Origin of the sequence: Aneurinibacillus sp. Ricciae_BoGa-3 (assembly GCF_028421645.1) — a bacterium.
Lineage (GTDB): Bacteria > Bacillota > Bacilli > Aneurinibacillales > Aneurinibacillaceae > Aneurinibacillus_B.
Map to the genome: position 1 here is coordinate 3,441,780 of NZ_CP116887.1, position 23,885 is coordinate 3,465,664.

The 23,885-nt window shown below is 43.3% G+C and carries 19 protein-coding genes and 1 pseudogene; 1 reads left to right on the plus strand and 19 read right to left on the minus strand.

Going from position 1 to position 23,885, the window contains the following annotated elements:
• Positions 1–85 precede the first annotated feature (85 nt).
• From PP175_RS17420 to PP175_RS17440, 5 genes are all read right to left on the minus strand, one after another.
• Positions 86–1,708 carry a long-chain fatty acid--CoA ligase gene (locus PP175_RS17420; RefSeq protein WP_272439576.1) on the minus strand — a complete coding sequence of 541 codons (1,623 nt, stop codon included), beginning with the start codon at positions 1,706–1,708 and terminating at the stop codon, positions 86–88.
• A gap of 265 nt (positions 1,709–1,973) precedes the next feature.
• Complete coding sequence (locus PP175_RS17425; protein ID WP_272439577.1) at positions 1,974–2,999, minus strand: STAS domain-containing protein; 1,026 nt, start codon at positions 2,997–2,999, stop codon at positions 1,974–1,976.
• A 301-nt stretch (positions 3,000–3,300) separates the two neighbouring features.
• Complete coding sequence (locus PP175_RS17430) at positions 3,301–4,122, minus strand: STAS domain-containing protein (RefSeq protein WP_272439578.1); 822 nt, start codon at positions 4,120–4,122, stop codon at positions 3,301–3,303.
• 161 nt (positions 4,123–4,283) lie between these two features.
• Entirely contained in the window at positions 4,284–5,054 is a 771-nt protein-coding gene (locus tag PP175_RS17435) for a hypothetical protein (protein WP_272439579.1), read from the minus strand.
• Between the two features lie 482 nt (positions 5,055–5,536).
• The gene (locus tag PP175_RS17440) at positions 5,537–5,692 is read right to left on the minus strand and encodes a hypothetical protein (RefSeq protein ID WP_272439580.1); all 156 of its coding nucleotides are present in this window, start codon (positions 5,690–5,692) and stop codon (positions 5,537–5,539) included.
• A gap of 397 nt (positions 5,693–6,089) precedes the next feature.
• Between PP175_RS17440 and PP175_RS17445 the strand changes: the two genes are divergently transcribed.
• Positions 6,090–6,962, plus strand: a complete 873-nt coding sequence (locus PP175_RS17445) for an MYG1 family protein (protein WP_272439581.1) — start codon at positions 6,090–6,092, stop codon at positions 6,960–6,962.
• Positions 6,963–7,007: 45 nt separating this feature from the next.
• Here the strand turns inward: PP175_RS17445 and PP175_RS17450 are convergent, their stop codons facing one another.
• The 14 genes and pseudogenes from PP175_RS17450 to PP175_RS17510 all read right to left on the minus strand — a co-directional run bounded on the left by PP175_RS17450 (position 7,008) and on the right by PP175_RS17510 (position 23,869).
• Positions 7,008–7,796: an ABC transporter permease gene (locus PP175_RS17450; RefSeq protein WP_272439582.1), complete on the minus strand. Its 789-nt coding sequence runs from the start codon at positions 7,794–7,796 to the stop codon at positions 7,008–7,010.
• Positions 7,797–7,799: 3 nt separating this feature from the next.
• Positions 7,800–8,573 carry an ABC transporter permease gene (locus PP175_RS17455; protein WP_272439583.1) on the minus strand — a complete coding sequence of 258 codons (774 nt, stop codon included), beginning with the start codon at positions 8,571–8,573 and terminating at the stop codon, positions 7,800–7,802.
• Positions 8,563–9,543 (minus strand): ABC transporter ATP-binding protein, encoded by a 981-nt coding sequence (locus PP175_RS17460; RefSeq protein WP_272439584.1) that lies wholly within the window; start codon positions 9,541–9,543, stop codon positions 8,563–8,565. Before PP175_RS17460 ends, PP175_RS17455 begins: the two co-directional genes overlap by 11 nt.
• A 154-nt stretch (positions 9,544–9,697) precedes the next feature.
• Positions 9,698–11,176, minus strand: coding sequence for a multicopper oxidase family protein (locus tag PP175_RS17465; RefSeq protein WP_272439585.1), 1,479 nt, complete (start codon positions 11,174–11,176; stop codon positions 9,698–9,700).
• 526 nt (positions 11,177–11,702) lie between these two features.
• A pseudogene (locus PP175_RS30065) lies at positions 11,703–11,816 on the minus strand (LacI family DNA-binding transcriptional regulator); the annotation flags it as partial.
• A gap of 101 nt (positions 11,817–11,917) precedes the next feature.
• Entirely contained in the window at positions 11,918–12,730 is an 813-nt protein-coding gene (locus PP175_RS17470) for a sugar phosphate isomerase/epimerase family protein (RefSeq protein WP_272439586.1), read from the minus strand.
• 236 nt (positions 12,731–12,966) lie between these two features.
• Positions 12,967–14,223: an NAD(P)/FAD-dependent oxidoreductase gene (locus tag PP175_RS17475; protein WP_272439587.1), complete on the minus strand. Its 1,257-nt coding sequence runs from the start codon at positions 14,221–14,223 to the stop codon at positions 12,967–12,969.
• 9 nt (positions 14,224–14,232) lie between these two features.
• Positions 14,233–14,553 (minus strand): MocE family 2Fe-2S type ferredoxin, encoded by a 321-nt coding sequence (locus PP175_RS17480; protein WP_272439588.1) that lies wholly within the window; start codon positions 14,551–14,553, stop codon positions 14,233–14,235.
• 177 nt (positions 14,554–14,730) lie between these two features.
• Positions 14,731–15,837 (minus strand): fatty acid desaturase family protein, encoded by a 1,107-nt coding sequence (locus tag PP175_RS17485; RefSeq protein WP_272439589.1) that lies wholly within the window; start codon positions 15,835–15,837, stop codon positions 14,731–14,733.
• 112 nt (positions 15,838–15,949) lie between these two features.
• Positions 15,950–17,971, minus strand: a complete 2,022-nt coding sequence (locus tag PP175_RS17490; RefSeq protein WP_272439590.1) for a LacI family DNA-binding transcriptional regulator — start codon at positions 17,969–17,971, stop codon at positions 15,950–15,952.
• Between the two features lie 880 nt (positions 17,972–18,851).
• Positions 18,852–19,832 (minus strand): ABC transporter permease, encoded by a 981-nt coding sequence (locus PP175_RS17495; RefSeq protein ID WP_272439591.1) that lies wholly within the window; start codon positions 19,830–19,832, stop codon positions 18,852–18,854.
• The gene (locus PP175_RS17500) at positions 19,813–21,366 is read right to left on the minus strand and encodes a sugar ABC transporter ATP-binding protein (RefSeq protein ID WP_272439592.1); all 1,554 of its coding nucleotides are present in this window, start codon (positions 21,364–21,366) and stop codon (positions 19,813–19,815) included. The genes PP175_RS17495 and PP175_RS17500 overlap by 20 nt, the downstream gene beginning before the upstream one ends.
• A 70-nt stretch (positions 21,367–21,436) precedes the next feature.
• A complete protein-coding gene (locus PP175_RS17505) occupies positions 21,437–22,609 on the minus strand; it encodes a levoglucosan dehydrogenase (protein WP_272439593.1) in 1,173 nt (390 codons plus the stop codon).
• Positions 22,610–22,660: 51 nt separating this feature from the next.
• Entirely contained in the window at positions 22,661–23,869 is a 1,209-nt protein-coding gene (locus PP175_RS17510) for a substrate-binding domain-containing protein (RefSeq protein WP_272439594.1), read from the minus strand.
• Positions 23,870–23,885 lie beyond the last annotated feature (16 nt).

Sequence of the window (23,885 nt, forward strand, 5' to 3'; positions counted from 1 at the left end):
TTACCAGCGCTGCTATCGGCAAGCGGGAACAGGGGCTTGTTTATTGTTTCGGTTAAGCCACCGGTTCCCCTTCACCGCTGTCCTTTTAAGCTTTCGAAATAAAATAACCGTGATATTGGTTGCGGAGAGACTGCTTCAGGAACTTTCCTACAGACGTTTTCGGAATTTCATCAATAAATAGGATGTCGTCAGGCACCCACCATTTCACGAATCTATCCTCTAAATAGGTGAAGAACTCTTCTTTCGTAACTTTTCCCTTATGTTCATCTTTGACTACGATGAAAGCAATTGGCCGCTCGTCCCACTTAGGATGGGGCACACCTACGACGCTAGCTTCAAAAACAGCCGGATGCGTCATCAGCGCATTTTCAAGGTCCAGTGAAGAAATCCATTCCCCGCCGCTTTTCACCAGATCTTTTGTGCGGTCAACTAATTTTATCGTTCCCTCCTCATCAATAACGGCGACGTCTCCGGAGTGATACCAGCCATCGATAAATGTCTCTTCCGTTCGTTCATCTTTATAATATTCATCTGCTATCCACGGGCCGCGCAGCCATAATTCGCCTGCATCAAGCCCGTCCCACGCGGCTTCCTTTCCATCATACCGAACGACTCTTCCTTCCACTCCAGGAATGAGGAGCCCCTGCTTGGCGCGTATGTCCATTCGCTCCTCCTCCGAGAGTGTTACTTGATAGCTTTTCAACCGGGAAACGGTGATAATTGGACTCGACTCCGTCATCCCATAAGCATGAATGAATGGAATGCCAAATGTGCTTTCGTACTCACGGATTAATCCTTGCGGGGCGGCAGAACCGCCGCAGATAACGGTACGCAGACAGGAGACATCATGGTTTCCTTCTCTCAATACTTTTGCGAGACCTAACCATACAGTGGGAACGCCGGCAGTCAACGTGACCCTTTCCTGCTCAATTAAATCCGCCAGTATTGCTGGAGTTGGTGCACGTCCTGGAAGAACCTGCTTGGAGCCGAACCAGACCCCCGCAAAAGGAAATCCCCATGCATTGACATGGAACATCGGCACAACAGGCATGCATACATCGGTTTCTGAGACGCCTATTGAATCGGCTAACCCTAACGCCATAGTATGAAGATAAGTGGACCGGTGGGTATACACCACGCCTTTGGGATTGCCTGTAGTAGCAGATGTATAACACATGCCCATCGGTTCATCTTCACCAATATCATCCGGGAACTGAAAACCGGGGTTGCCCTCGGATAATAAATCCTCGTAGGAATAGGCGGGTGACAAACTGGTTCGGGGAATGTCTTTGTTGTCGCTCATAATGATATAGGCTTTAACAGTATGCAATTGGTCTTGTACCTTTTCAATAATGGGAACGAGGTCTTCGTCTATTAATAATAGGTCATCTTCTGCATGGTTAATGATATAGGCAATGTGATCCGTGGATAAGCGTATGTTGATTGTATGCAGGACCGCACCATAACAGGGGATGGCGAAATAGGCTTCTAAGTGCCGGTGGTTATTCCAGGCAAAGGTGCCTACCCGGTGGCCCCGTTTAATCCCCAGTGCCGCCAGCACGCTGCCTAATTGGCGAGTCCTTCTGCAATACTGAGCGTATGTATAGCGAAAAATACCGTGGGAACCGCGTGATACAATTTCTTTCTTTGGAAAGAATTTTTCAGCCCGCTCAAATATAGAGTGGAGTGTTAATGGATATTTCATCATCTGGTTTCTCTCCTCCCAATTTGTTATCAGCTATTTTGTGAAGCGCTTTCAAAATAAGTTTAAAAAATTTTGTTTATTTAATTATTTCTGATATCATTATTATAATAGCTGTCTTACATAAATAAAAGGTTTTAGACTTAGAGAAAAATCCTGAGCCATTTCCGATTAGAATCGTTTGGCTCAGGATTTTCTTTTACTTGCCAGAATTAAATGACTGCCTGTAATAAAAGGGGAAAAACCAGCTGTGTAAGAGCTGGAGTCAGGGTTACCGCTGTTTTTTCACTATTTCCATCCCCTCATGTGCCAGGGCATAGTGAATCCCGTGCTGCAGGGTTGAAAATGTAATGATTTCTTCTGTATTAAAATCAGAATCAATGATTTTAACTGCTAAATCAGCACCAATGCCGACCAAAATACAAACGCCGCCAACTAGCCTGGTAGCAGCCACTAATTTATGAAGAAGGGAGATGGTGTACTCATCAATTTCCTTAATGGCGGTTAAATCGAGAACCAGGTATTTTGCCTGGTGGCTTGTGAGCCCGGTTAACGCTTTGGACATTAATTCTTCCGCACGATGGTTGTCATACTTAGAAATTAACGGAATAACTAAGATATCGTTTAGCACCGGGATGACAGGAACGGACAAATCAGTTATGAGATCATTTAATTCCTTCGTTCTTTCCTCAACAAGCCGCTCCAATCCTTTGATTCGGGTTTGCTCTTTTTGCCGAATTAGGTCGTGGATATTGCCTGCAGGTGTTATTACCGAAGGGAACAGGTGTATTTCATCGTATTCCTCTCCTCCGATTTCACTGGTTTTGTAGTTGTACCAGATATTTTCTTTATAAAGAGAGCTGAAAAGGCCCGCCCAGTGACCGGGGAGAAATAAGCCCGGTTCTGCTTTTCCCTGTTCCTTGTTCACCCGAAACTCCCAGCTGTTTTTCATCCGAACCACAGCTGTTTTGTTGTGTAAGTCAATCGATTCAAAAATGAATTTTCCCCAACCAGCAGTGGCATAAGTAATGGGAAGTGATTTGAGAATAAAGTGAATATCCTGCTGCCGGTAAAAATCTGCAACAATGGTTCCCATCCTATAGCCGGCCGTTTCTAGGACAACCCTGGCAGAATCATCTCCGGATACTTCTTCAATTGAGTCGAACAACGTCCTGAACGCGGAGCCTACCCAGAAGAGGAGAGCCTCCGCTCCATCAAACTTGAATAAACCATTTTCTAAATCCCATGTAAAAGAAGATGGGCCTACATCTTTTTGGTACCTACTATTTTCCATCATTAAATTCCATCCAATTCGTTCAATTTATATGCATTTTTACCCGTGCTATCTGTTGTTCCCAATGATATTTTCCAATATACAGCGCTTAATCCGTGCCCTTTTTTCTGCTAACGAGATAGAGTCAATTGTTATATTCCCCCTACCAGCATTGATATCCATCTAGGGCAACAAATCCAGAACAGTCAATATATCGCCTTTTGTCCTGTAAAAATCACTTACCACCTGGCCTGTCCGGTATCCGGCTTTTAAATTGTTCTGCCATTAATTCTTCTGCCATTGTACACCTCTTCTACAAAATGTTTTACCGTTGGCGGATGAACTTAAGAGCCTGCCGGACTGTCGCAAACGTCTTAATAGACGACAAATCGATTCCCATCTGAACGGTTGTCCTGGCAATTTCAGGACGAATCCCCGTTATGGTAGAGTCAATGCCTAACAAGCGAAGCACGTTATTTATTTTAAATAAATGATCAACTACCATCGTATCCACTGCCTGGATACCTGAGAAATCAATGATTAGATGTTCAACCTTTAATTCGGCAACTTTCGGAACGGTTTTTTCAAGAATGTTTTTCGCGCGGTAAGTATCAATCTGGCCAATGATCGGCAGCACCGCGATTCCATCATCAACCGGCACGATGGGGGCGCTGAGTTCACTCACTTCTTCCTTTGTCATCACAAGAATTCTATCTTTAAATGCGTCGAATGCTTTAATGGTCTCGTGCAGCGTCACATCAATCAACCGATCAACGTTGGTGATAATATCAAAGGTAACATCCCGATCAACATTATAAAATTTACATATGCTGTAAATTTTTCTTTGAAACGCATCCCGAATCAAAGAATAAGATTCTAAAACAAATGTTATCTTTTTCCCTGTGCTGGCTTCGCGTTCCCCGTTCTTATGGCTCCAATTCATTAAATCTGACGAGGGTTGTTTATCGTTTCTTAAGATGGCTTCACCAAGAAATCGGAGGAATTCTTCGAAACTGGCTAAGCCCGTGTTTATGTCATCCTGCGAAAAATCAATGTGAGCTTCAGATAGGATCGTATCTATTATTTCTTGAGCGATTTGCTGCCTATTGTCTATTAGATAATTTGCCACGTCTGCATTCAAGTTCACTGTTACTCCCTCTTTCTACTTACTTAGTAAATGGTATATTGACCTAAACCAATTCCATTTACCACGGTGTTAGAGGTTTGAAACATTAAGGAATGGATTCAAATAAAAAAAATGCGCAAAAGCTTTGCTGATAGCCTTTGCGCAAAAATACCGATAAAATGTCAAGAACCAGTGTAGGTTCCGCCTGTAGTCGGTGTGCCCCCTGTACTCGGTGTGCCCCCTGTAGTCGGTGTGCCGCCTGTACTCGGTGTGCCGCCTGTACTCGGTATGCCACCTGTACCCGATGTCCCGCCTGTGCTCGGTGTGCCCCCTGTAGTCGGTGTGCCCCCTGTACTCGGTGTGCCGCCTGTACTCGGTATGCCACCTGTACCCGATGTCCCGCCTGTGCTCGGTGTGCCGCCTGTCTGTGATTGGCCCGGATACTGGCCGCCCCAGCCGCCTGTCTGCGATTGGCCCGGGTACTGGCCGCTCCACCCGCCTGTCTGCGATTGGCCCGGGTACTGGCCGCTCCACCCGCCTGTCTGCGATTGGCCCGGGTACTGGCCGCTCCACCCGCCTGTCTGCGATTGGCCCGGATACTGGCCGCTCCACCCGCCTGTCTGCGATTGGCCCGGATACTGGCCGCTCCACCCGCCTGTCTGCGATTGGTCCGGGTACTGGCCGCCCCAGCTGCCTGTCTGCGATTGGTCCGGGTACTGGCCGCCCCAGCTGCCTGTCTGCGATTGGTCCGGGTACTGGCCGCTCAATCCGCCTGTTGACCCTTGTAGTTGAGCAAACTGGCTAAGTGATTGCTCAAGTCGATTTGCATAGTCATAGTGCAGTAGATAGTACTGCATATGCAATGTAGGATTTATATATTCATATTTTTTAGCCAATAAAAAATAGACAGTTGCACGATCCAGGTTATCTTTCCAATTACGGTAATCTATCATTTATCTAACCTCCCCCTCAATCATGGTACGTATATACTCTATGCGAATACCCACTGAGTCGCCTATCGTCATGCGCCCAATTTTTCGAAAGGGAGAATGAGAAAAACACCGCGGGCCATGCCGCTCTCTCCTTTCCCCTCAAAGAAGTTTTTACGGCCGCTTTGTGGAACGACGGGCGGACCGGCATTAGCAAAGCTTGGCCAGCTGCAAGCGAAGCGCTGCCGATGGCCTTAGCTGCGCTTATACCGTTTAGGTGCAACATCTGGGTATCTCAATGATGGAGACAGGTTGCCGGTCTTTTTCGCCCTCTGTTCCACACGCTCTACAGGGGGAAAGAAAGGTGCGGACATACGCCTCATGATGTTTTTCTTCGGTGTTTCGGGACCGGAGGCCCATTGAAAAAATCGCTCAAGGCACTTCAACACTGTTAAGCACATAATAAAAAAACCTTCCTGGAGTGGAAGATTTTTGTGATCGTCAGGTTATTGTTGTTTATTATTTTCTATTTCTTTGACATTCGCATGATTGGATGCGCGAGCGGTTTCTTCCGCAAAGTCTGCATCGTTTTGGCCAACCCTCATCATATTTACATTGCTGGCCGCGTTGGCATCCGTATCTAATTTCGGTTTATTTCTCATCTTCCCGCCTCCTGCTATCGGCTTTTCTTATGCGATTTTCCATCAGCAGTGCGCATCCGTCCTGCTTTATCTTTATCCACAGCTAAATCAGCAGCCGTCACTCGGCTCTCCAAATCGTTCACCGACTCCGGTATATGGATGGCTTTCTCGTCATTGCGCTGTTTGATAAGGATCCCTTCCTTTCTTCAAAAATCTTTCCCCCTTTAAGGTGGCAATACCGGCATTGCGCTATACATGCCAAAACTCTCCGGTTCAATCCATTAGGGATCCTGGGCAATCAACTAACAGCTTCGTCAACGACTGTCGGATCCATTTGACACTTGCTCCTTATGTATTGCAAACCTTCTATTTGATAAAATAAAGAAATAGCAAAATTCATATGCCAAGGGAGAAAAAAATGAAACTAGGCACACACAATGGACCGTTTCATGCTGACGAAGTTTTTGCCACTGCATTCCTTCTTAATTTATATGAGGATGCAGAAATTATCCGCACACGGAAAGAGGATATTCTTCAAACTTGCGATATTGTATACGATGTTGGGCGGGGAAAATACGACCATCATACACGCGACAAAGAATATAGAGAGAACGAAATTCCGTACGCTGCTTCGGGACTTATCTGGCGCGATTTTGGCCGGGAAATATTGAGGAAAGAGGGCGTGGACGATCCCGCGGTAGAGGAGGAGTTTTTTAATGAAGTAGATGAAGTTTTTATCCAGCCTCTTGACGCACTCGACAACGGTATTAATATAGAGAAATCCATGCCAATTCTGGATATCGCATACGTAGTAAAATTAATGAACCCTGCCTGGGACGCAGATGAATCGGAAGAAGAGTCCTTTTGGAAAGCGGTAACCTTCGCCAAAAGTGTCTTCTATAGTTATCTCAACAAATTACTTTCTAGCCACCGGGCTTATCCGTTTATACAGCGGGCATTCGAAGCAAGAGAAGTACCTGAGATCCTTATTCTCGAAACGGGTTGCCCATGGGGCAAAGCTTTAACTTCACTAGATGAACAGAATAAAGTACTTTTTGTGATTACTCCACGGGACAACGGGCAATTTACCGTTCAGGGCGTGCGATCGGAACCCGGTTCTTTTGCGGTACGGAAGAATTTCCCTGACTCCTGGGCCGGCCTGGAGGGAGAAGAATTAGAAAGAGCGACGCATGTTCCAGGTTCCATCTTTTGCCACAGCGGATTATGGCTGGCCGTAGCAGACTCTTTAGCAGGTGCCGTTCAACTGGCTAAGCTAGCGATTCAAGCATAAATGAGAAAAACATCGCGGGCAACTATTATCCCGCGATGTTTTATGTCAGCTGCTGGCACTTGTATAAGAGCGGAGTGCGTACCGCCAAAATCGACGGGATAACCATAAGAAAATGCCCGCAACAACAAGGGATAGAAGCGTTGTCACGCTATTCCATCTGCCTAACAGGGCCATGACAGGGGTACTCGTGATAAATGCCGCAGGCAAAATGTATGTCAGCACAATACGGAGCCAGCCCTGGTACATACCAATTGGAAAACGGGTCGTTTCGAAAAAAGAATCGAACGCGAAGGAAAGATCGTCTATTCGGATCACCCAAAATGCTGTCGTCATGAGCAGCATCCATAGCGAATAAATAAGCACGAGTGAAGAAAACAGGCTAATGATAAACACCATGCAATCCCCAAACGTCGGCACGTAATGTTTTTGAGACAGTCCGTACACAATCAATCCCAATCCGAGAAAGACGTCAATCAGCCGCCAGAAGATCAAATGGCGAAAACTGACATAAAACATGCTATCCACCGGTTTGGTCAGAATATAATCTAACGTTCCCTTTCTTACATGCAACAGCAGCCGCGACATATTAGGACGCAGGGCAAAATTAATAAATCCTTGCAGTGTATTGAACATTCCGAGAAGCACGAGGACATCTGCATATGCCCAGCCCCCAAGTTGATTGGTTTGATAAAAAAAGATCTGAATGGTCAAAATCGCTATACCCACACCAAAAAGACTGGAAAGCAAATTCCCGATAAATTCGCTGCGGTATTCAAGTTCTTCGACTAAACAGGTTCTAAAAAACTCACAAAAAATCCGCCAATTTCTCCTCATTTATTACCCCCCTACTGCCTGATTTTTTTTCAAGCCTGCTTTCCACAGCCACCCAAGCATCGCAAATAAAAGCAGTGCCCAGATGATGGACCCAAGAAAACCATACGCCATATTTGGCCCGGTTGCAGCACCTGTCACGATATCAATCGGGAAGCCAATCATATAGCGGAAAGGCAGGACAAAACTAATCTGCTGCATGACAGGAGGCAGCAGAGACAAAGGCGCGATACGTCCAGAGAAGAACAAGGATACGGCTTCAAACATGGAATATATCGCTGTGACTTTGGTAATCCAGAAACCAAGAAGGCCAAACGTATAGCTAAACATAAATCGGATGGCAGCCCCTAAAAGCAAGGCAGCGATGAATAACAGCCACTGGGTACCGCTCAAATGGAGCCGCAGAGCAGGAACAAACAGTGCTGTTATAATCCAGACGGGAATGAGAATAACTAAAAATAACCCTTTATAAACAATGTTTTCTGCAATCGCCCAGTGTACCGGGTGAAGTGGTCGCACAATGTGATATGAAAAAGTGCCTTCCCGAATTTCGCGATCGAGTTCCCATACATCCCAGGCACTCGTCAGCCGTTCTACAAAAATGAGTACAATAAAATAAAGCACAAATGACTGGGCCTGCGCTTGATAAATATTCATCCACACGATCATCGTTATCAGCGGCTGTATCATGGATCCTGTCATCCATACGATGGTTGCAAGCTGATAGGCAAACATTTCAACATACTTCATCCGAAGAAGAACCACGTACTTATTGAACATGGGATTCCTCCTGGAATGCAAGGGTGATGACCTCCTCCATTGGCGGATCCTGTATATTGAGATCGGATACGTGAAAATTCTGCAACAGCTTGGAAGACACCTCTGGAATTCGCTCCCGCGGAACACGCAGTGTTACTCTCCCCTCTTCGATATGCACGATCTCCCCATAATTATCCCACGATACGGCCGGCAGAGAAGGAAGGCGGATTTCAAGCAGTTTATAGGGCGTTAGTTTTTCCGTTAAGACTTGTAAATCGCCATCGTACAGCAATTTTCCATGATTGATAATCAGCACCCGGTTACACAGCGCTGTCACATCACCCATATAGTGGGAAGTCAACAGAATTGTAGTCTGGTGTTCCCGGTTGTATTTTGCGATAAATTTCCGAACTTTTTCCTGCGTATGGACATCGAGGCCTATCGTTGGTTCATCCAAAAACAAAATGGTGGGCCGGTGCAACAAGGCTGCCGCTAACTCACATTTCATGCGCTGGCCCAGCGACAAACTTCGCGTGGGTTTGGTGAGCAACGGCTCAAGTTCAAGCAATTCGGTGAGCTCATCTAACGTTTGGCGAAATACCCGATCCTCTATTTCATAAATGGCCTTATTCACCAGGAAAGTTTCCATGGGCGGGATATCCCAGATAAGCTGGCTTTTTTGTCCCATAACCAGGCTCATCATCTTTTTAAATTCATTTTTTTGTTCAAGTGGCTTAAATCCCCCTACCGTTATTTGGCCCGATGTAGGGTGAAGAAGCCCCGCCAGCATTTTCATAGTCGTGGTTTTCCCGGCGCCATTAGGACCGAGAAAACCGACTATCTCTCCTGACTCAATCGAAAACGAGACATCTTTGACAGCGTCTACGGTCCGATATTCACGTCTAAAAAGACTGCGAACTGCATCAGCCCACCCTTCCTGGCGGACATGCACTTTAAACTGCTTATTTAAATGTTGAACTTGAATAGACATTCGTCCCTCCGCTGCATAAAATAATCTGATTTAATTTCCATATTAACCTTCCCCCCACAAAATTGAAATAAGAAGAAACGCTAACGTTTTCAAGTGACATAAACTTTATTGCCACAATTAAAAAACGGCCTGAAATCTATTCAGGCCGCAATTTTTATTCGGGGTTATTGCCAGAGTTATTTCCCACTTTATACGGTGTTGAGATACCCTGGTAATAGACCATAACGTCCATTCCAACTGCTGCGTGGGAGAGGTCATGGCAGTGAAACATCCATATTCCCGGGTTATTTGCTTGAAAAGCGATCACATACGAATCTTTCGGCATCATATTTAACGTATCGAGGTAAATAGGGCTCCCTGACAGCGGCTTTCCATTTTTACTTAGCACCTGAAAGGTATGGCCGTGTAGATGCATTGGATGGATAAGTGAACTGTTATTTTCTAATGTAATCTTTACACTGTCCCCTTGTTTGACTTCAATAGGCGGGATATTAGGAGCTAATTTCCCGTTGATGGTCATTCCTTCTCCCAATTTCAAATCATATGTTTTAGTAAAAGAAGTACTTAAACTATAAATTCCTCTTTGGTGAACGCCATATGTCGTAAAGTCAAACCGTGGGTACTCCTTGGGGTTGCTGTTATCAGAAACAGGCTGTCCATTTCCGATTGTAGCTGAAATCATTTTATTTTCGTTATCAGAAACATCAGCATCCACCAGTTTTACCACACCGTTAGCCGGCATCTTAAAGCTGATATCACATCGTCCCGCTGCACCAACAGGCAGAAGGGTTTTTTCGATTGGTGAGGGCCCCGAAATATCGTGGCCGTCGAGGGCAATGACGCTAAACTTCGCTCCGGTTAATGTCAGCAAGTGTGTAGCGTTTCCAGTATTGATAAGGCGAAGCCGGACCTGTTCACCAGGTTTTGCAGCCAGGTGTACCCCACTGCTTGTACCATTAACCGTAAAAACATTATTTCCCGGGATATTCCAATCATGCAGCGTTAACGTATAGTCCTTATCATATTTCACAGCTGGCTTTTTCGGGTCCACCACAAAAGCGCCGAATAAACCTTTGCCTACCTGATTGAAGCTATCCTGATGAGAGTGGTACCAGTAGGTTCCCGGTTGATTGGCGATAAATGTATAGGTGAACGTTTGCCCAGGTTTTACCGCATCCTGTGTTACCCCTGCAATGCCATCCTCGGCTCCCGGTACATCAACCCCATGCCAGTGAATGGTTACACCTGTATTCAGCTTATTAATAAGATGGACCACAACGCGATCGCCTTGTGTAACGCGCAGTTCGGGTCCGGGCACCGTCCCATTAAACGTCAAGGCGTCAGTCGTGATTCCATTGCCTAAATTAATTTTTTTGCTTTCAGCTATCAGTGTAAATGTTTTCGTAGGAGCGTTTGTTTTAGGCGCCGTAAAATGTGTAACAGGAATTCCTTTGTTGGACGTATCCCCCATACTCATGTTGCCCATACTACCCATATTGTCCACATGCCCCATCTCCATTGCGGCAGGAGCCTGTGATTGATTCTGCTCGCTCGTAAAGATGTAGATGCCGCCTACTATCACGACCAGAAATAAACCTATATAAATGAATAATTTTTTTCGTGTAGGATTCATAGCTATATACCTCCATCCTCATTGATTATAGTCCTTGAACGTGGATTTATCTTGGTATGGAGGACCTATGGTCTAGCGCTGAATGTGACAATAACGACACACGTACTGTATCAAAGGTTCAGCAGCAAATTTTACTCGCCCAATCAAAGGCGCAGTAAAAAGCACCGGCGTCCCCACCGATGCTTTTTTTGCGTGCCAAACTTCCATGTGTTTCGTTCATCATGCACTACTTACTTCGATTTCTTCCCAAATGCTACAGCATGGTGATAATTACGCCGCCGATTGAGTTATCGTTACCAAATGGGAACGAAAATTTGCTTTCAAACGATAATAATTCCCTATTCAACTACTTTATCCAATCCTTTGGCTAAAATGTGATAGTATTGCGGTAAAATACCCTTTGAACAATAGCTCCTCCACCAACAACAAAATGTTCACCTTTTCTACAAAGAATGGGTTTGTGATGTCGGGTAGGATGACAGCTACTGTTTTTGAAGAGTTTTTCCGTAAATTTGTAGCTAGCCTTTTAGGTTTGTATTCTACTTCCGTTATGACGTCCAACACTTTCATTCCCGGTCTTCTTGGAAACGTTTTTATCATTGGATAACACTCTTGAAACAGTAGCCGTCGAAACATTGACTAACTTGGCTACGCCTAATACAAATTCCTTTCACAATTTGTTTTTTACCAAATAAATTGCAAACGATACATTTTAAATTTTTAGATTGAAGTCAACCCAAGTTAATTGAGCATCCCTTCAAAGCGATGCTTCATCCACAAACAAACTTCCCATAGATTCGTAACTGGCTGGTTAGTGAACGGAAGTCGTGGCATGTAGGGAGGTGGTCCGAATTCAGGGGTAAATGTTAATTGCGTACCTGCATCTTTGTGTAGTTGAACAACATGCTTCCACCATTGTTCATGCGTGCTTAATTCAAGGGCATATTCTGCTGCACCGGGATGGGGAACTTGCGGTCCTTGGTCATAACCGACTCGCGCGTGAATATGTATGGTCCGCTGGAAAGCCATCTCTAAGTGCTCTACCTGGTCTTCTAGTAAGGACTCACATACGCATACCCAGTGGCTGAAATCGGCGGTTAATTTCAGTTCAGGGAATTCACGCAGCAGTGCCGTTGTTGTCCAAGGAGTAAACATAGCGCGTCCTCTATGCGTTTCGTGCCCTACTGGAATTCCCAATGACTCCTCAATTGCCTGCGTTTTTTCGAAAAATGCCAATTGATCTTCATATGACATCCCATCTCTCGCGCTATGCGAATTAATCATTATTGGTGAAAATGTTGTAGCCCGTTGAACCTGTTCTCTAAACGATTCAACATGGTTGCCGCTTGTAAATACCATTGCAATATAATCAAGTTGATACCGCTGCAATAGGCTGACAAAATGTTTTTCCTCTACAGCTGTTCCTCCTATGATTTCCAGCTGATCAGGTAGAGGGCTTTCAATGCCGTCATACCCGGCAGCCACAATCCTCTCAAGCTGGCTTTCCAACGAGCCCTCCATTCCCCAGAGCGATTTAATGCTTTTTATCTTCATTCAATTATCAACTCCAGACAGTCTGCATTTGCTTAAGCCTCAATTTGATTTAATCCCTCAGATGTTGATGCCCATCTAATATACTTTTTACCCCATTCCCGGAATCATTTCTTACGCACTTTGTAAAAAGAATACAGTTGTGATCTTTTTGAATTTTATTTATTTTGCTTCAGCTTCTCTTCTATGCTTTTATTAAACCGTGAGGATCAATGACAAACTTTTTCTGCTCGCTAAAATTATAACGTGCTTTCAGCCACATCCCGTAAAAGTGTCTTAAGTTTTATATCAGGATTAGCTAGTGCTTTTAAGTCTGGCCTTGCTTGCTGATGAATCATCATCTCTGAAAAGCGGATATCCTTTGCAATTTTGGAAATGGATCCAATCGCACTGGCAGAAACAAGACGTCCATCATCGGTTAGATGAAAAAAAAGCTTTCCATTATCACCACAGTCACGACTGACGATAAAATCTCCAAAATCAGTTAAACCAGTTACTTGTAATGTCTGTTCATACTGGTCTGACCAAAACCAAGGCACAGTTGTATAGGGCTCTCCGGCATCTAGCATGTTACGAGCTGCTAGCGAACCTTGGTCCTGTGCGTTTCTCCAAGATTCAAGTCGGATTCGTTTCCCCCCATATAGGCGATGCGGGAAGGAACAGCAGTCGCCAGCAGCAAAGATGTTTGGACCACTCGTTCGAAGCATTTCATCAACACATACACCATTTTCAATTTCAAGGCCACACCCAGCAGCTAACCCAGTCTCGGGAATAGCCCCGATTCCGACAACAATGGAATCACATTTGACTACCGTTCCATCTGCAAAAGTGATGACTTGCTGATCTCCAATGTCTTCAATTGTATCAATCGACACTCCGTACTTGAATTCCACCCCAGCAGCGCGATGACGTGCCTCAACAATGTCGGCAATTTCCTTTGGAACACCCCGCATCAGAATTCGTGGTCCCAGTTCTATCAGTGTGACTTTGCAACCTTGTTCGATAGCACTGGCTGCCACTTCTAGACCAATAAATCCCCCTCCAACCACGACAATATGTTTGTCTGGATGCAATCGCTTACGAAGTGAAGCAGCATCGGAAAATGTTCGCAGGTACGATACGTTAGCGGTTTCTGAACCAGTTAAAGAAAAATTGCGAGGACAAGCTCCTGTTGCAAGCAACAGCCGTTCATATTGTATCTGCTGCCCACCATCAAGCATTAAAGATCGGGTATTTCGGTTGATTTCTTTTACAGTACAGCCGGACATAAAGGTAATGTCGTGTTGTGACAGCTTCTCACTATTGACAATGAGCACCGGTGCCGGTTCACTGTCCTCAACGAGTAAGCGCTTAGAGAGTGGTGGACGTTCGTAAGGCTCCCACTGTTCTTCCCCTATTAGGGTGATTGAAACGGTCCATCCCTGTGCCCGTAGTTCCATCGCCGCTCGGGTACCACATTCTCCCGCACCAATAATCACCATTCCAAGTTGATTCATAGGCTCTCCTTAATCCACCTTTATAAAAATCTTACCCCCATCAATTTTTACGGGATAAGTCCTAATACTTTCACAAATTGGTGCACGTTTAGCTTCTCCGGTTGTAAAATCCAGCCGACCATTATGTTTCGGGCATTCAATTTGGGTACCCATCACTAGCCCATCCGCCAAATGAAATCTTTCATGCGTACAGTATCCGTCGGTTGCATAGTACTCGCTTTTTATCGTGCGGTATATTGCGAAGGTCCGGTCCTCATAATCAAAGCGGATAACATCCTCCTCCTCAATATCATCTACATCACATGTTTCAATCCAACCTTCGTAATTCATAAAAGTTCCTCCTCGACTGACTATTCTATATATTCGACTGATGTTGCAGTAAAAAAGCAGAGTAACACTGGAATGGTCCTATAATCAGTTTTTATCTGCAGATCCTATCTCAAATTGTTTGTCAAGTACTTCTATTATTCGTGATCGTGATGCCGTAATCATTAGAGTGATTCGCAATTATGCCTCCCGAGCCGTCCCATGTTCAGCCACTGTTCCAAACGGATGCGGACCATAGTTATAAGGGCGGGCAGTTTCCGGCAACTTACGTACAATTGTGTAAGTGGGATCTTTACGCTGCTTATAAAGCGCATAAAAAACTTCTTTTAACGCTGCAAAGAGACTCGGGCTTGGAGCTGGGCAATCACCCTTCATTTCCTCATGGAGAGCAGGGAGAGCATGGTAGGGTACCATCGGAAACATATGATGCTCAATATGATAGTTCATGTTACAATATAGAAACCGGATAATCGGGTTCATATATACAGTGCGCGTGTTCAGACGATGGTCCAGAACATCTTCATTTAGACCCAAATGTTGCGTCCAGGCCACAGTCATAACCCCGAAAAAGCCGTAAAAGGTCGGAAGAACAATGAACATTGCCGGCAGTATGCTTCTCGTGTACACACAGGAGATTATTACCGCTAAAAAGATAAGTACCCAAACACGCGCTTCCCAATAAGCTTTTTTAAATTCCGAAGGTGGGATATAGTCCAGCTCCTCTTTATCCATCTTGCCAAAGGCATGCAAGAGAACTCTTTTCAGATCCACTAATCCACCTATTAAGCGAAAGTATTCCATGAACAGAACACGCCATACGGGTGGCCGCGGTGCGTGAATTTCAGGATCTCGACCCACGATATAAGTGTCTGTATGATGACGTGCATGACTCCAACGCCAAGGTGTTGCCGGAAATAAGTTCATAAAAGAGGCAATTTGATACACTACTTCGTTCATCCACTGTGTCTTGAACATCGTACCATGGCTAGCTTCATGCCACCGGGAATTTCCAGTTAAAGCATATACACCTCCATAAGCTGCAAATGCAGGTACCGCCCACCAAGTTCCCCAGGTATGGTATGCAATAATACCTAAGACGATAAGTACCGCAAACCAGATAATAGTATCTCTAATTGCCGGTCCATCCTTTCGCTTCATGAGTTCCTTCATCCGTTTACGGGGAATGGGGGAAGCATACCACTCTGCTGCTACAAGCCCCTTCTCCTGCGCTCGCCTAGTTTCAATTCCATTAAGACTATAATCTCTTCTACTAATTTGGTGAGACATAGTTTATCCTCCTCAAATTCAATATTTAACAGTTACTAAAGTTATCCTACTTTGTTATAAAACGTGAGAGGCGTTTCAATCTGTACTTGACGATTATTTAAAAATCTATTAATCAATACCATGCATCAATTCCTTCTTTTTTTACATCACCTCCCCTCATATTTTTAAGGGCTTTTATCAACTCCTTGGGAGGCCTCTCTCTCAGGATGTCCTGCCACCCGGTCAAAAGGTTGTCTCGAGTGATTTTATAAGGAGCTACCCCTATAAATGATGGGATCTTTTTTCCTATTAAAGCATTTGCTGCTGCCAGAGCCATCGCTCTACCCTGTTCATAAGGTCGCTGAGCACTCAAGCCTTTTATTGGACCGCCCTTAGCCATATTTAAAGCCACATCGCTGTCTAAATCCGCTGTAACAATGCTTATGTCTTCACGGTTTAATTCTCTCAAAGCATTCAATGCCTCCTGAGCTGGCGCATCCCATGAAACATACAATCCTTCAATTTCAGGATGGTTTTTTATCATTTCATAACATTTATCGAATGTTTTCTTTCTGCTTATAAAATTATCTATCGCTACTATTTCCAATTCAGGGAACTCTTCGGACAGAACCTGCTGTACTGCTGTATCTCTTTGTTTAGTGGCAAAAAAAGGTGCCCCATGCAATAGTAATCCTATTTTTTTCTTATTATTTGTACTTAAATATTCACCAAGAATTCTACCTGCTGTTTGGCCATTTTGTCTTTCATTGACCGACACACAGGAAACATAATCCTCTTGTTGCAGTCCATTCGGAACATTATTAATTAGAACAAGTTTTACTCCTTTGTTAACAACTTCCCTGTAGCTCTGTTCTGTCAAAACCTCATCAGCAGGAATACTGATCAGGACATCAGGATTCATAGCTAGAATACTTGCATGTTGTTTTATTTGAAGTTCGGGATCAAAGTGAGCATCGGTAACAGCAAGAACTTTTACACCCAAATCCGAAAAGACATCCTTTATACCTTTTTCATGCAATCTTGCCCAAGCAATACCTGAATAGTGAAAAGATATTGCTGCTGTATATGAACCTGACCTAATTAAATCAATTTCAGAAGGAGTTAAATCCAAAACTTCAGGGCTTTCCGCCTTTTCTCCCAACGGACCTCTTCCGATACACTGTGTGGAATTTCTTACGGTCAGCCTACTAGAAATCACAGTATCATGGGAAGCGTGTTCCACTCCATTTATTTTTTCATTCAATTTTTCAACACTCTTTATTCCGATTTGTAAAGGGTCAAATGCTACAGTTGTTATTGCAGGGTTTACCATATCAATCAACTCAAACTCATTAAAGCTTACTAGGGACACATCATCGGGGCACTTTATATATTTGTTGTTAAAAAATTTCAATAATTCTTTTGTCGCCTGGCCGCCTGCGCTAAGCAAAGCCGTTGGTCTACTCTCTGTGATAAAGATATCTTCAAAGATATCGTTTCCAAATGGATTACTTGATTCAAGGTCTATTACTAGCACTGGATCAAATGGAATGCCGTTATTTCGTAATGCATCTTTATATCCCATTAGCATTTGGTTGTGAATATAACCATTCCTCAGCTCGTTAATGAAACAAACCCTCTCATGTCCATTTTTAATTACATGATTGGCAGCTTTGTATGCGCTTCCATAGTAATCAATAATTATGCTACCGTTTTGTGTAGAATTTCTAGCATGCCCAATTATCACGTTGGGGATGTTTATATCCTTCATCTTAAAAATCTCCCCATCATTGTTTTTATCAGCAATGATGATGATGCCTCGAGGCTTCTCCAGTCTTACATATTCTCGCAGCAAACTTTTGTTAAACGAATTTAACACAACCATATCATATCCGTTTTCTTCCGATTTGCTTTGGATTCCTTTAACGATATTTATGTAAAAGTAATCCAACAAATTTTCAACCAGACACAAGATGACATCTGATTTAAGGGCTTTCATATTGCGCAACACAAAATTTGGCTGTCCATCTGATTCGTTAATGACTTTTATTACTCTCTCGGTTAATTCTGTACTCACATATCTAGTTTTATTAACCACATGAGATACAGTAGCAACCGAGACGCCTGCTTTTTTTGCGATTTCTTTAATATTCATTGTAACCTCATTAACCTCTGATTTTTTACGTAAATCCTCTACAGAGCCATTGAATATGATTTTGAAAAGTTCCGATTAAGTAGGAAATCAAACTACAATAACCCAATTACTAGTTCTTATAATATTTATAACATTCATATCTTTTTATGTCAACAAATTTACGCAAATAATTTTTTTCTATTTAATTTGAATATATATTTTTTCATAAAATTGCGTTTTATTTATCAAAATGGTACCTTAATAGTTTTTTACGTAATATTTTTAGCCATTTTAAAATGCGTTGTTATGATTGATATAATTGAACGGTTTTTTAATTTGATATTTACGTAAAAATATTTACGGAAATCCAAGGAATAAAGAAAATAGGAAATCATTTAGAGGCTACTGCAAAACATTTACATTTATTAGGAAGTAACTCTCCGACGGGGCTTTTTTTTGTTATAATTAGGAAATAAAAAGTCGCTTGCGGAGAAATATATATGTTACTGAACCACCGTCAATCTTCTTTATGATTTCATGCTAAGTTATATAATATGATTCCTGAACATCATATTTTAAAACGAGTCAACGAACATGTTAAAGATTTTCCAACTCAGCCGCTTCCGTCGCCATCGCTTAGGTGTGTACACATTGAAACAGTATTGAGCAAATCGTAAAACAATATATTTATAAAGGGCTGATAAAAGTCAACCGCTCTTTGTATAAAATTGAAATCGAGGAGTTTTTGTTCCAATATAAAAATCAGGCAATCATTTTGCTGTGATCGCCTGATTTATATTGAAAAATAAAATTGGTATTAGTTAACCAACAAAGAAGTAATGTAGTAGAACGTAATACTTGATTGCTTTAGCCAATATTTATATAGTTAGTTTCATTAGTTTTAACGTGATTTTTTGCCGAAAGCTACGGCTAAAATGATGATTGCACCGCTGACAACCATTTGCTGGCTAACGTCTAGTCCCATAATAATCAAACCGTTGTTAATGGTACCAATCATTAGTGAACCGATTACGGTACCTATAATGGAACCATTTCCGCCAAATAAGCTGGTCCCACCTAAAATTACGGCAGCAATGGCATTCAATTCATCGCCCTGCCCAAAGCTGTAGCGGGCACTCTGCATCATGCCGCTGTAGAGCATTCCCGCAATGGCAGCCGCTACACCTGTAATGACAAGTGCCGTAAATCGGATGCGCCCAGTGTTTACCCCTGAGTATTCAGCAGATTGGCGGTTACCACCAGTGGCAAGAATTTGGCGGCCAAAAGGTGTCCTTTTCAGTGCAAAATGACCGATTACTAGAACAACTAAGGACCAGATGAGAAGCGAAGGGATTGGCCCTACATTACCAGAACCAAATATATTGTTGAATGACATATCAAGAATCGGAACCGGGTTGGTATGTGTAATCCACATATCAACACCACGTACCAGCTGCATCATGCCTAATGTTACAAGGAAGGAAGGAATAGCAACTTTGGTCGTAAGAAAACCATTTATAGCGCCAACAACTAAGCCTGCAAGTAACCCTGCGACAATTCCACCCAATAAACCAAAGCCTGACTGCATCGCAAGCGCTGATATTAATGCGGCCAATGCCGTCGTAGATCCAACTGATAAGTCAATTTCACCCGTACCAATGACAAATGTCATGGCAACAGCCATAATCGATATCATCGTTGTCTGGCGAACAATATTCAGTAAATTTGAGGACTGAAGGAAACCCTGGTCTCCTAATGTAGTCCCGAAGAAAATTAGAATGATTACAAAGGCAAAGTATACAATATAATTGCGCCACTCAAACTTTCTTTTGTTCATTTTGGTGTTTACTTGAGTTTTTTCATTAATAGCCTTGGATAGCATGATGAAGCTCCTCCTCGGATTCAATATTCTTTCGGTAAAGTTCTTTCGTAATCGTTCCGTTATATAACACTAACACTCTATCGCTAACCGCCAGCAACTCCTCTAGCTCTGACGATATAACTAAAATAGCCATCCCGTCATTCGCCATGGATCGGATTATTTCCACAATCTCAGATTTTGCTCCAATATCTACCCCGATTGTTGGTTCATCCAAAATCAATACTTTCGGATGTTGGGCAAGCCATTTAGCCAACACGATTTTTTGCTGATTTCCGCCGGATAGGAGCTTTACAATTTTTGAAACTCCATCGGTTTTAATATTTAATTTATCAATGTACTCCGAAGTAAGTTCACTGCCTTTGCTATCATCGACAAATAGCCCCTTAGTCAACTTTTTAATCATCGGCAACATCATATTGTCACGGACAGTATGATCCAAAACGAGTCCCTGTTTCCTTCTATCTTCCGGCACAAGCGCAATTCCATTACGGATGGCATCTTTTGTGCGTTTTACTTTTTGATTGTCGATTAATACTTCACCCGCATCTGGCCGGTTCATGCCAAATAAACATCGGGCAATCTCCGTCCTGCCGCTGCCCATCAATCCGGCTAATCCGACGATTTCCCCTGGATACAGCTTAAACGATACATCTTTAACTCTGTTGCCGTATGCGAGGTTTTTTACTTCAAGAATAGGTTGCTCAGGACGGTTAAACGTTCGTTCGATCCATTCGAAAGATTTTCCAGCCTCTGCACCCATCATGCTTTCCACGACTTTATCCATTGTTAGGTTCTTACATTCTTCTGTTAGAATGGTGCGGCCGTCTTTTAATACGGTGATCTTATCGCATATTTCAAAAATTTCAGCCATACGGTGGGATATATAAACAATGGAGATCCCATTTTCTTTAAGCTGGTTAACTAGTTTAAATAATGAAATCGTTTCAGATTCTGATAAAGAAGCTGTGGGTTCATCCATAATGAGAATTTTAGCGTTTTTCGATAACGCCTTAGCGATTTCAACCATCTGCCAGTAACCAACCCCTAAGGAGTCCACTGTTACATTCGGATTAATATCAACATTAAGTGTCTTTAGGATAGCTTCTGCCGCCCGCACACATTCTTTATCATTGATGAATGTTTTAGCTGAACGGGGTTCTCTGGTTAGAAAAATATTTTGCGCGACTGTTAATGTCGGAATTAAACTAAACTCTTGAAAAATCATGGCAATACCATTTTTTTCAGCGTCCTGCATAGAATTAATTTCTACTTTATGGTGATCAATATCAATGGTCCCGTCATCTTTCGAATAAACGCCTGTCAAAATTTTCATCAGAGTAGATTTACCAGCACCGTTCCCGCCGCAAAGTGCGTGAATCTCTCCTTTGGCTAAGGAGAAACTGGCTTTTTTCAAGACCGGAATTCCATTGAAGGCTTTTTCAATATTCTCCATTTTTAATACATAATTATCACTCATGGGGTCACCTACTTTACAGGGTGGAATGGGAGCAGAAGTAACATGTGAACTATGCATCCTTGCCTGCTCCCATTCCTTTTTAAATTCAAATTAATAAAGTCTGATCCTAATAGCCTCGACTCTGGTCCTATTCAATCGAACTAATTTTAACCCACTCGTTAGTCTCACCTGATTGCAAAATCGCATCGCAAATTTTTGCAATTTGATAACCATCGTTAAAGTTTGGTGAAACCGGAGTTCCGTCAACAATGGCCTTGAAGAAGTCGCAGCACTCAACGATTTTCGTTTCGCCATAGCCGATTCCGAGTGCCGGAATTGGCCACAAACTTTCACCGTATGGATGAGCCGGACCGGTGTAGATCGTTCTGAATCCCTTTGCATCAGCCGGATCATCCGCGAAGCAAACTTGGAGTTCATCTCTTCTTTCATAGTTGAAGAAAATTGAACCTGTTTCTCCGTGAATCTCAAACGTGATGTAGTTATTGCGGCCATGAGCATTTCGTGTAGATTCGATACTACCAATAGCACCGCTTTCAAAGTTAATTAAGAAGTTCACTTCATCATCCACATCTACAACACCCTTAGGAGCGTCAGAAGTAGATCGCACCGTACCTAATTTATCTAATCCACCCTGTTGAATCGGACGTTCAGGAATCCACGTTTTCACCAACGCATTTACACTTTCAAACTCCCCTGCTAAATAGCGGGCCATATCGATCACGTGTGCAGCAATATCGCCAAGCGCGCCAGAGCCTGCCACATCTTTTTTAAAGCGCCAGGAAAGCGGTGAATTCGGGTCCGCTGACCAATCCTGTAGATAGGTGCCGCGGAAACTGAGGATTTTGCCAATTCGCCCTTCCTGGATAAACTTCTTCGCAAGCTCTACTGCCGGAGTTCTGCGATAATTGAAGGCAACCATGTGGGTTACACCGGCCTGTTCCACCGCATCGAGCATCGTTTTTGTTTCTTTCGCATTCCGGGCCAGCGGCTTTTCACAAATAATGTGTTTGCCAGCTTTTGCAGCTGCGATAGCCATTTCAGCGTGAACATTGTTCGGGGTTACAATGTCTATGATATCGATTTCAGGATCAGCGATAAGCTCTCTCCAATCCCCATATGCTTTCTCGAAACCAAATCGATTTTTCGCATCAGTTGCAACTTCCAAATTGATGTCAGCAATAGCCTTACGAACAGGGATCGCAGGTGCAGGCCAGAAGAACATTGGCATGGAAGCATACGCCAGAGAATGTGCCTTCGCCATAAATCCTCCGCCGATCAACCCGACATTTAGCTGTTTCATCTTAAACTCCTCCTGGTTTTTAATAAGCTTTATTGATCCTTACTTGTCAAATTATTTCAGTGCATTCGTAACATCTGCTGGCGGTGCAGCATGGTAAACGGTTTGATAGGATTGTGGCAGGTTAGAGCGGTTTACCGCTACCGATGGAACAGCGACGTATGGATGAGTTTCACCGCCGATAAGCGCCAATGCCGCCTCTCGTGCCTCTGCAACTCCCTGATCGAAAGGACGTTGCGCTCCCAGACCTTTTACAAACCCATTTTGAGCCATGTTTAATGCTACCTCATGCCCTAAATCTTCGGTTACAATCTTAAAGTCATTCGGGTTTTTACCAGCAATTCTAGCGGCCGATACAGCACCCATAGTGGGAGTATCCCATGCAACCCATAATCCTTGAAGGTTTGGCTGTTTTGTAAGAAGCGCCGAAGCCTGCGTCTGTGTTTGATTTTGATCCTGGAATCCTTCCGTTGCCACAATATGAATGTCGGGATATTTCGCCTTAAGTCGGGCGGCAAAGCCTTCATATCGCTGGTTTGTAACATAGAAATTAGAGGCATAATATAAAACTGCGACATTACCTTTGTTATTGATTGCCTTAGCTAATTCATCTGCAGCAACCATGCCGTTACCGAAGTTATCAGCTGATACAACTGAAACATAGTCTTTTCCTGCCTTCATACCAACAGCTGGCTGATCCATAAATACGATTTTCACGCCGGCATCAGATAATTTCTTGTAGGCGCTTGCTTCTGTTTTTGCATCTACCGGGATACTTACAAGAATATTCGGTTTTTTTGCAGAGATAGCTTCTAAATCAGAAGCTTGTTGCGTATTTTTGAAATTGGCGTCTGTCACAGCGATAATACTAATGCCCATCTTTTCAAATTCAGATTTTAAGCCATCAATTTGTTTCTGTGACCAATCACTCCCTGAATAATGCAATGAAATAGCAGCGGTATAATGACCGGCTTTAATTTTCGCTAACTGTTGATCGGTGATTTTAATTTTATCAGCAGGGAACGCTTTTTCACCGTTTGGTCCACTACTTAGGATCACACCTGTAATCGTGTCTTGCTGAGCTTGCTTTAATTGGTCGGCTGAAGGCTCCTGGTACCATGACGGTTGTGCCACGTTTTTAGATGAACCGGAACCAGAACCTGATGTTTGATTTGCCTGCGTTCCACATCCAAATAATGAAACGGATAGTAATGCCGTCGCTGCTAATGCCCCTGCTTTTTTAATGCCGTTATTTTTTTTCATCTACTTAATCCCCCAA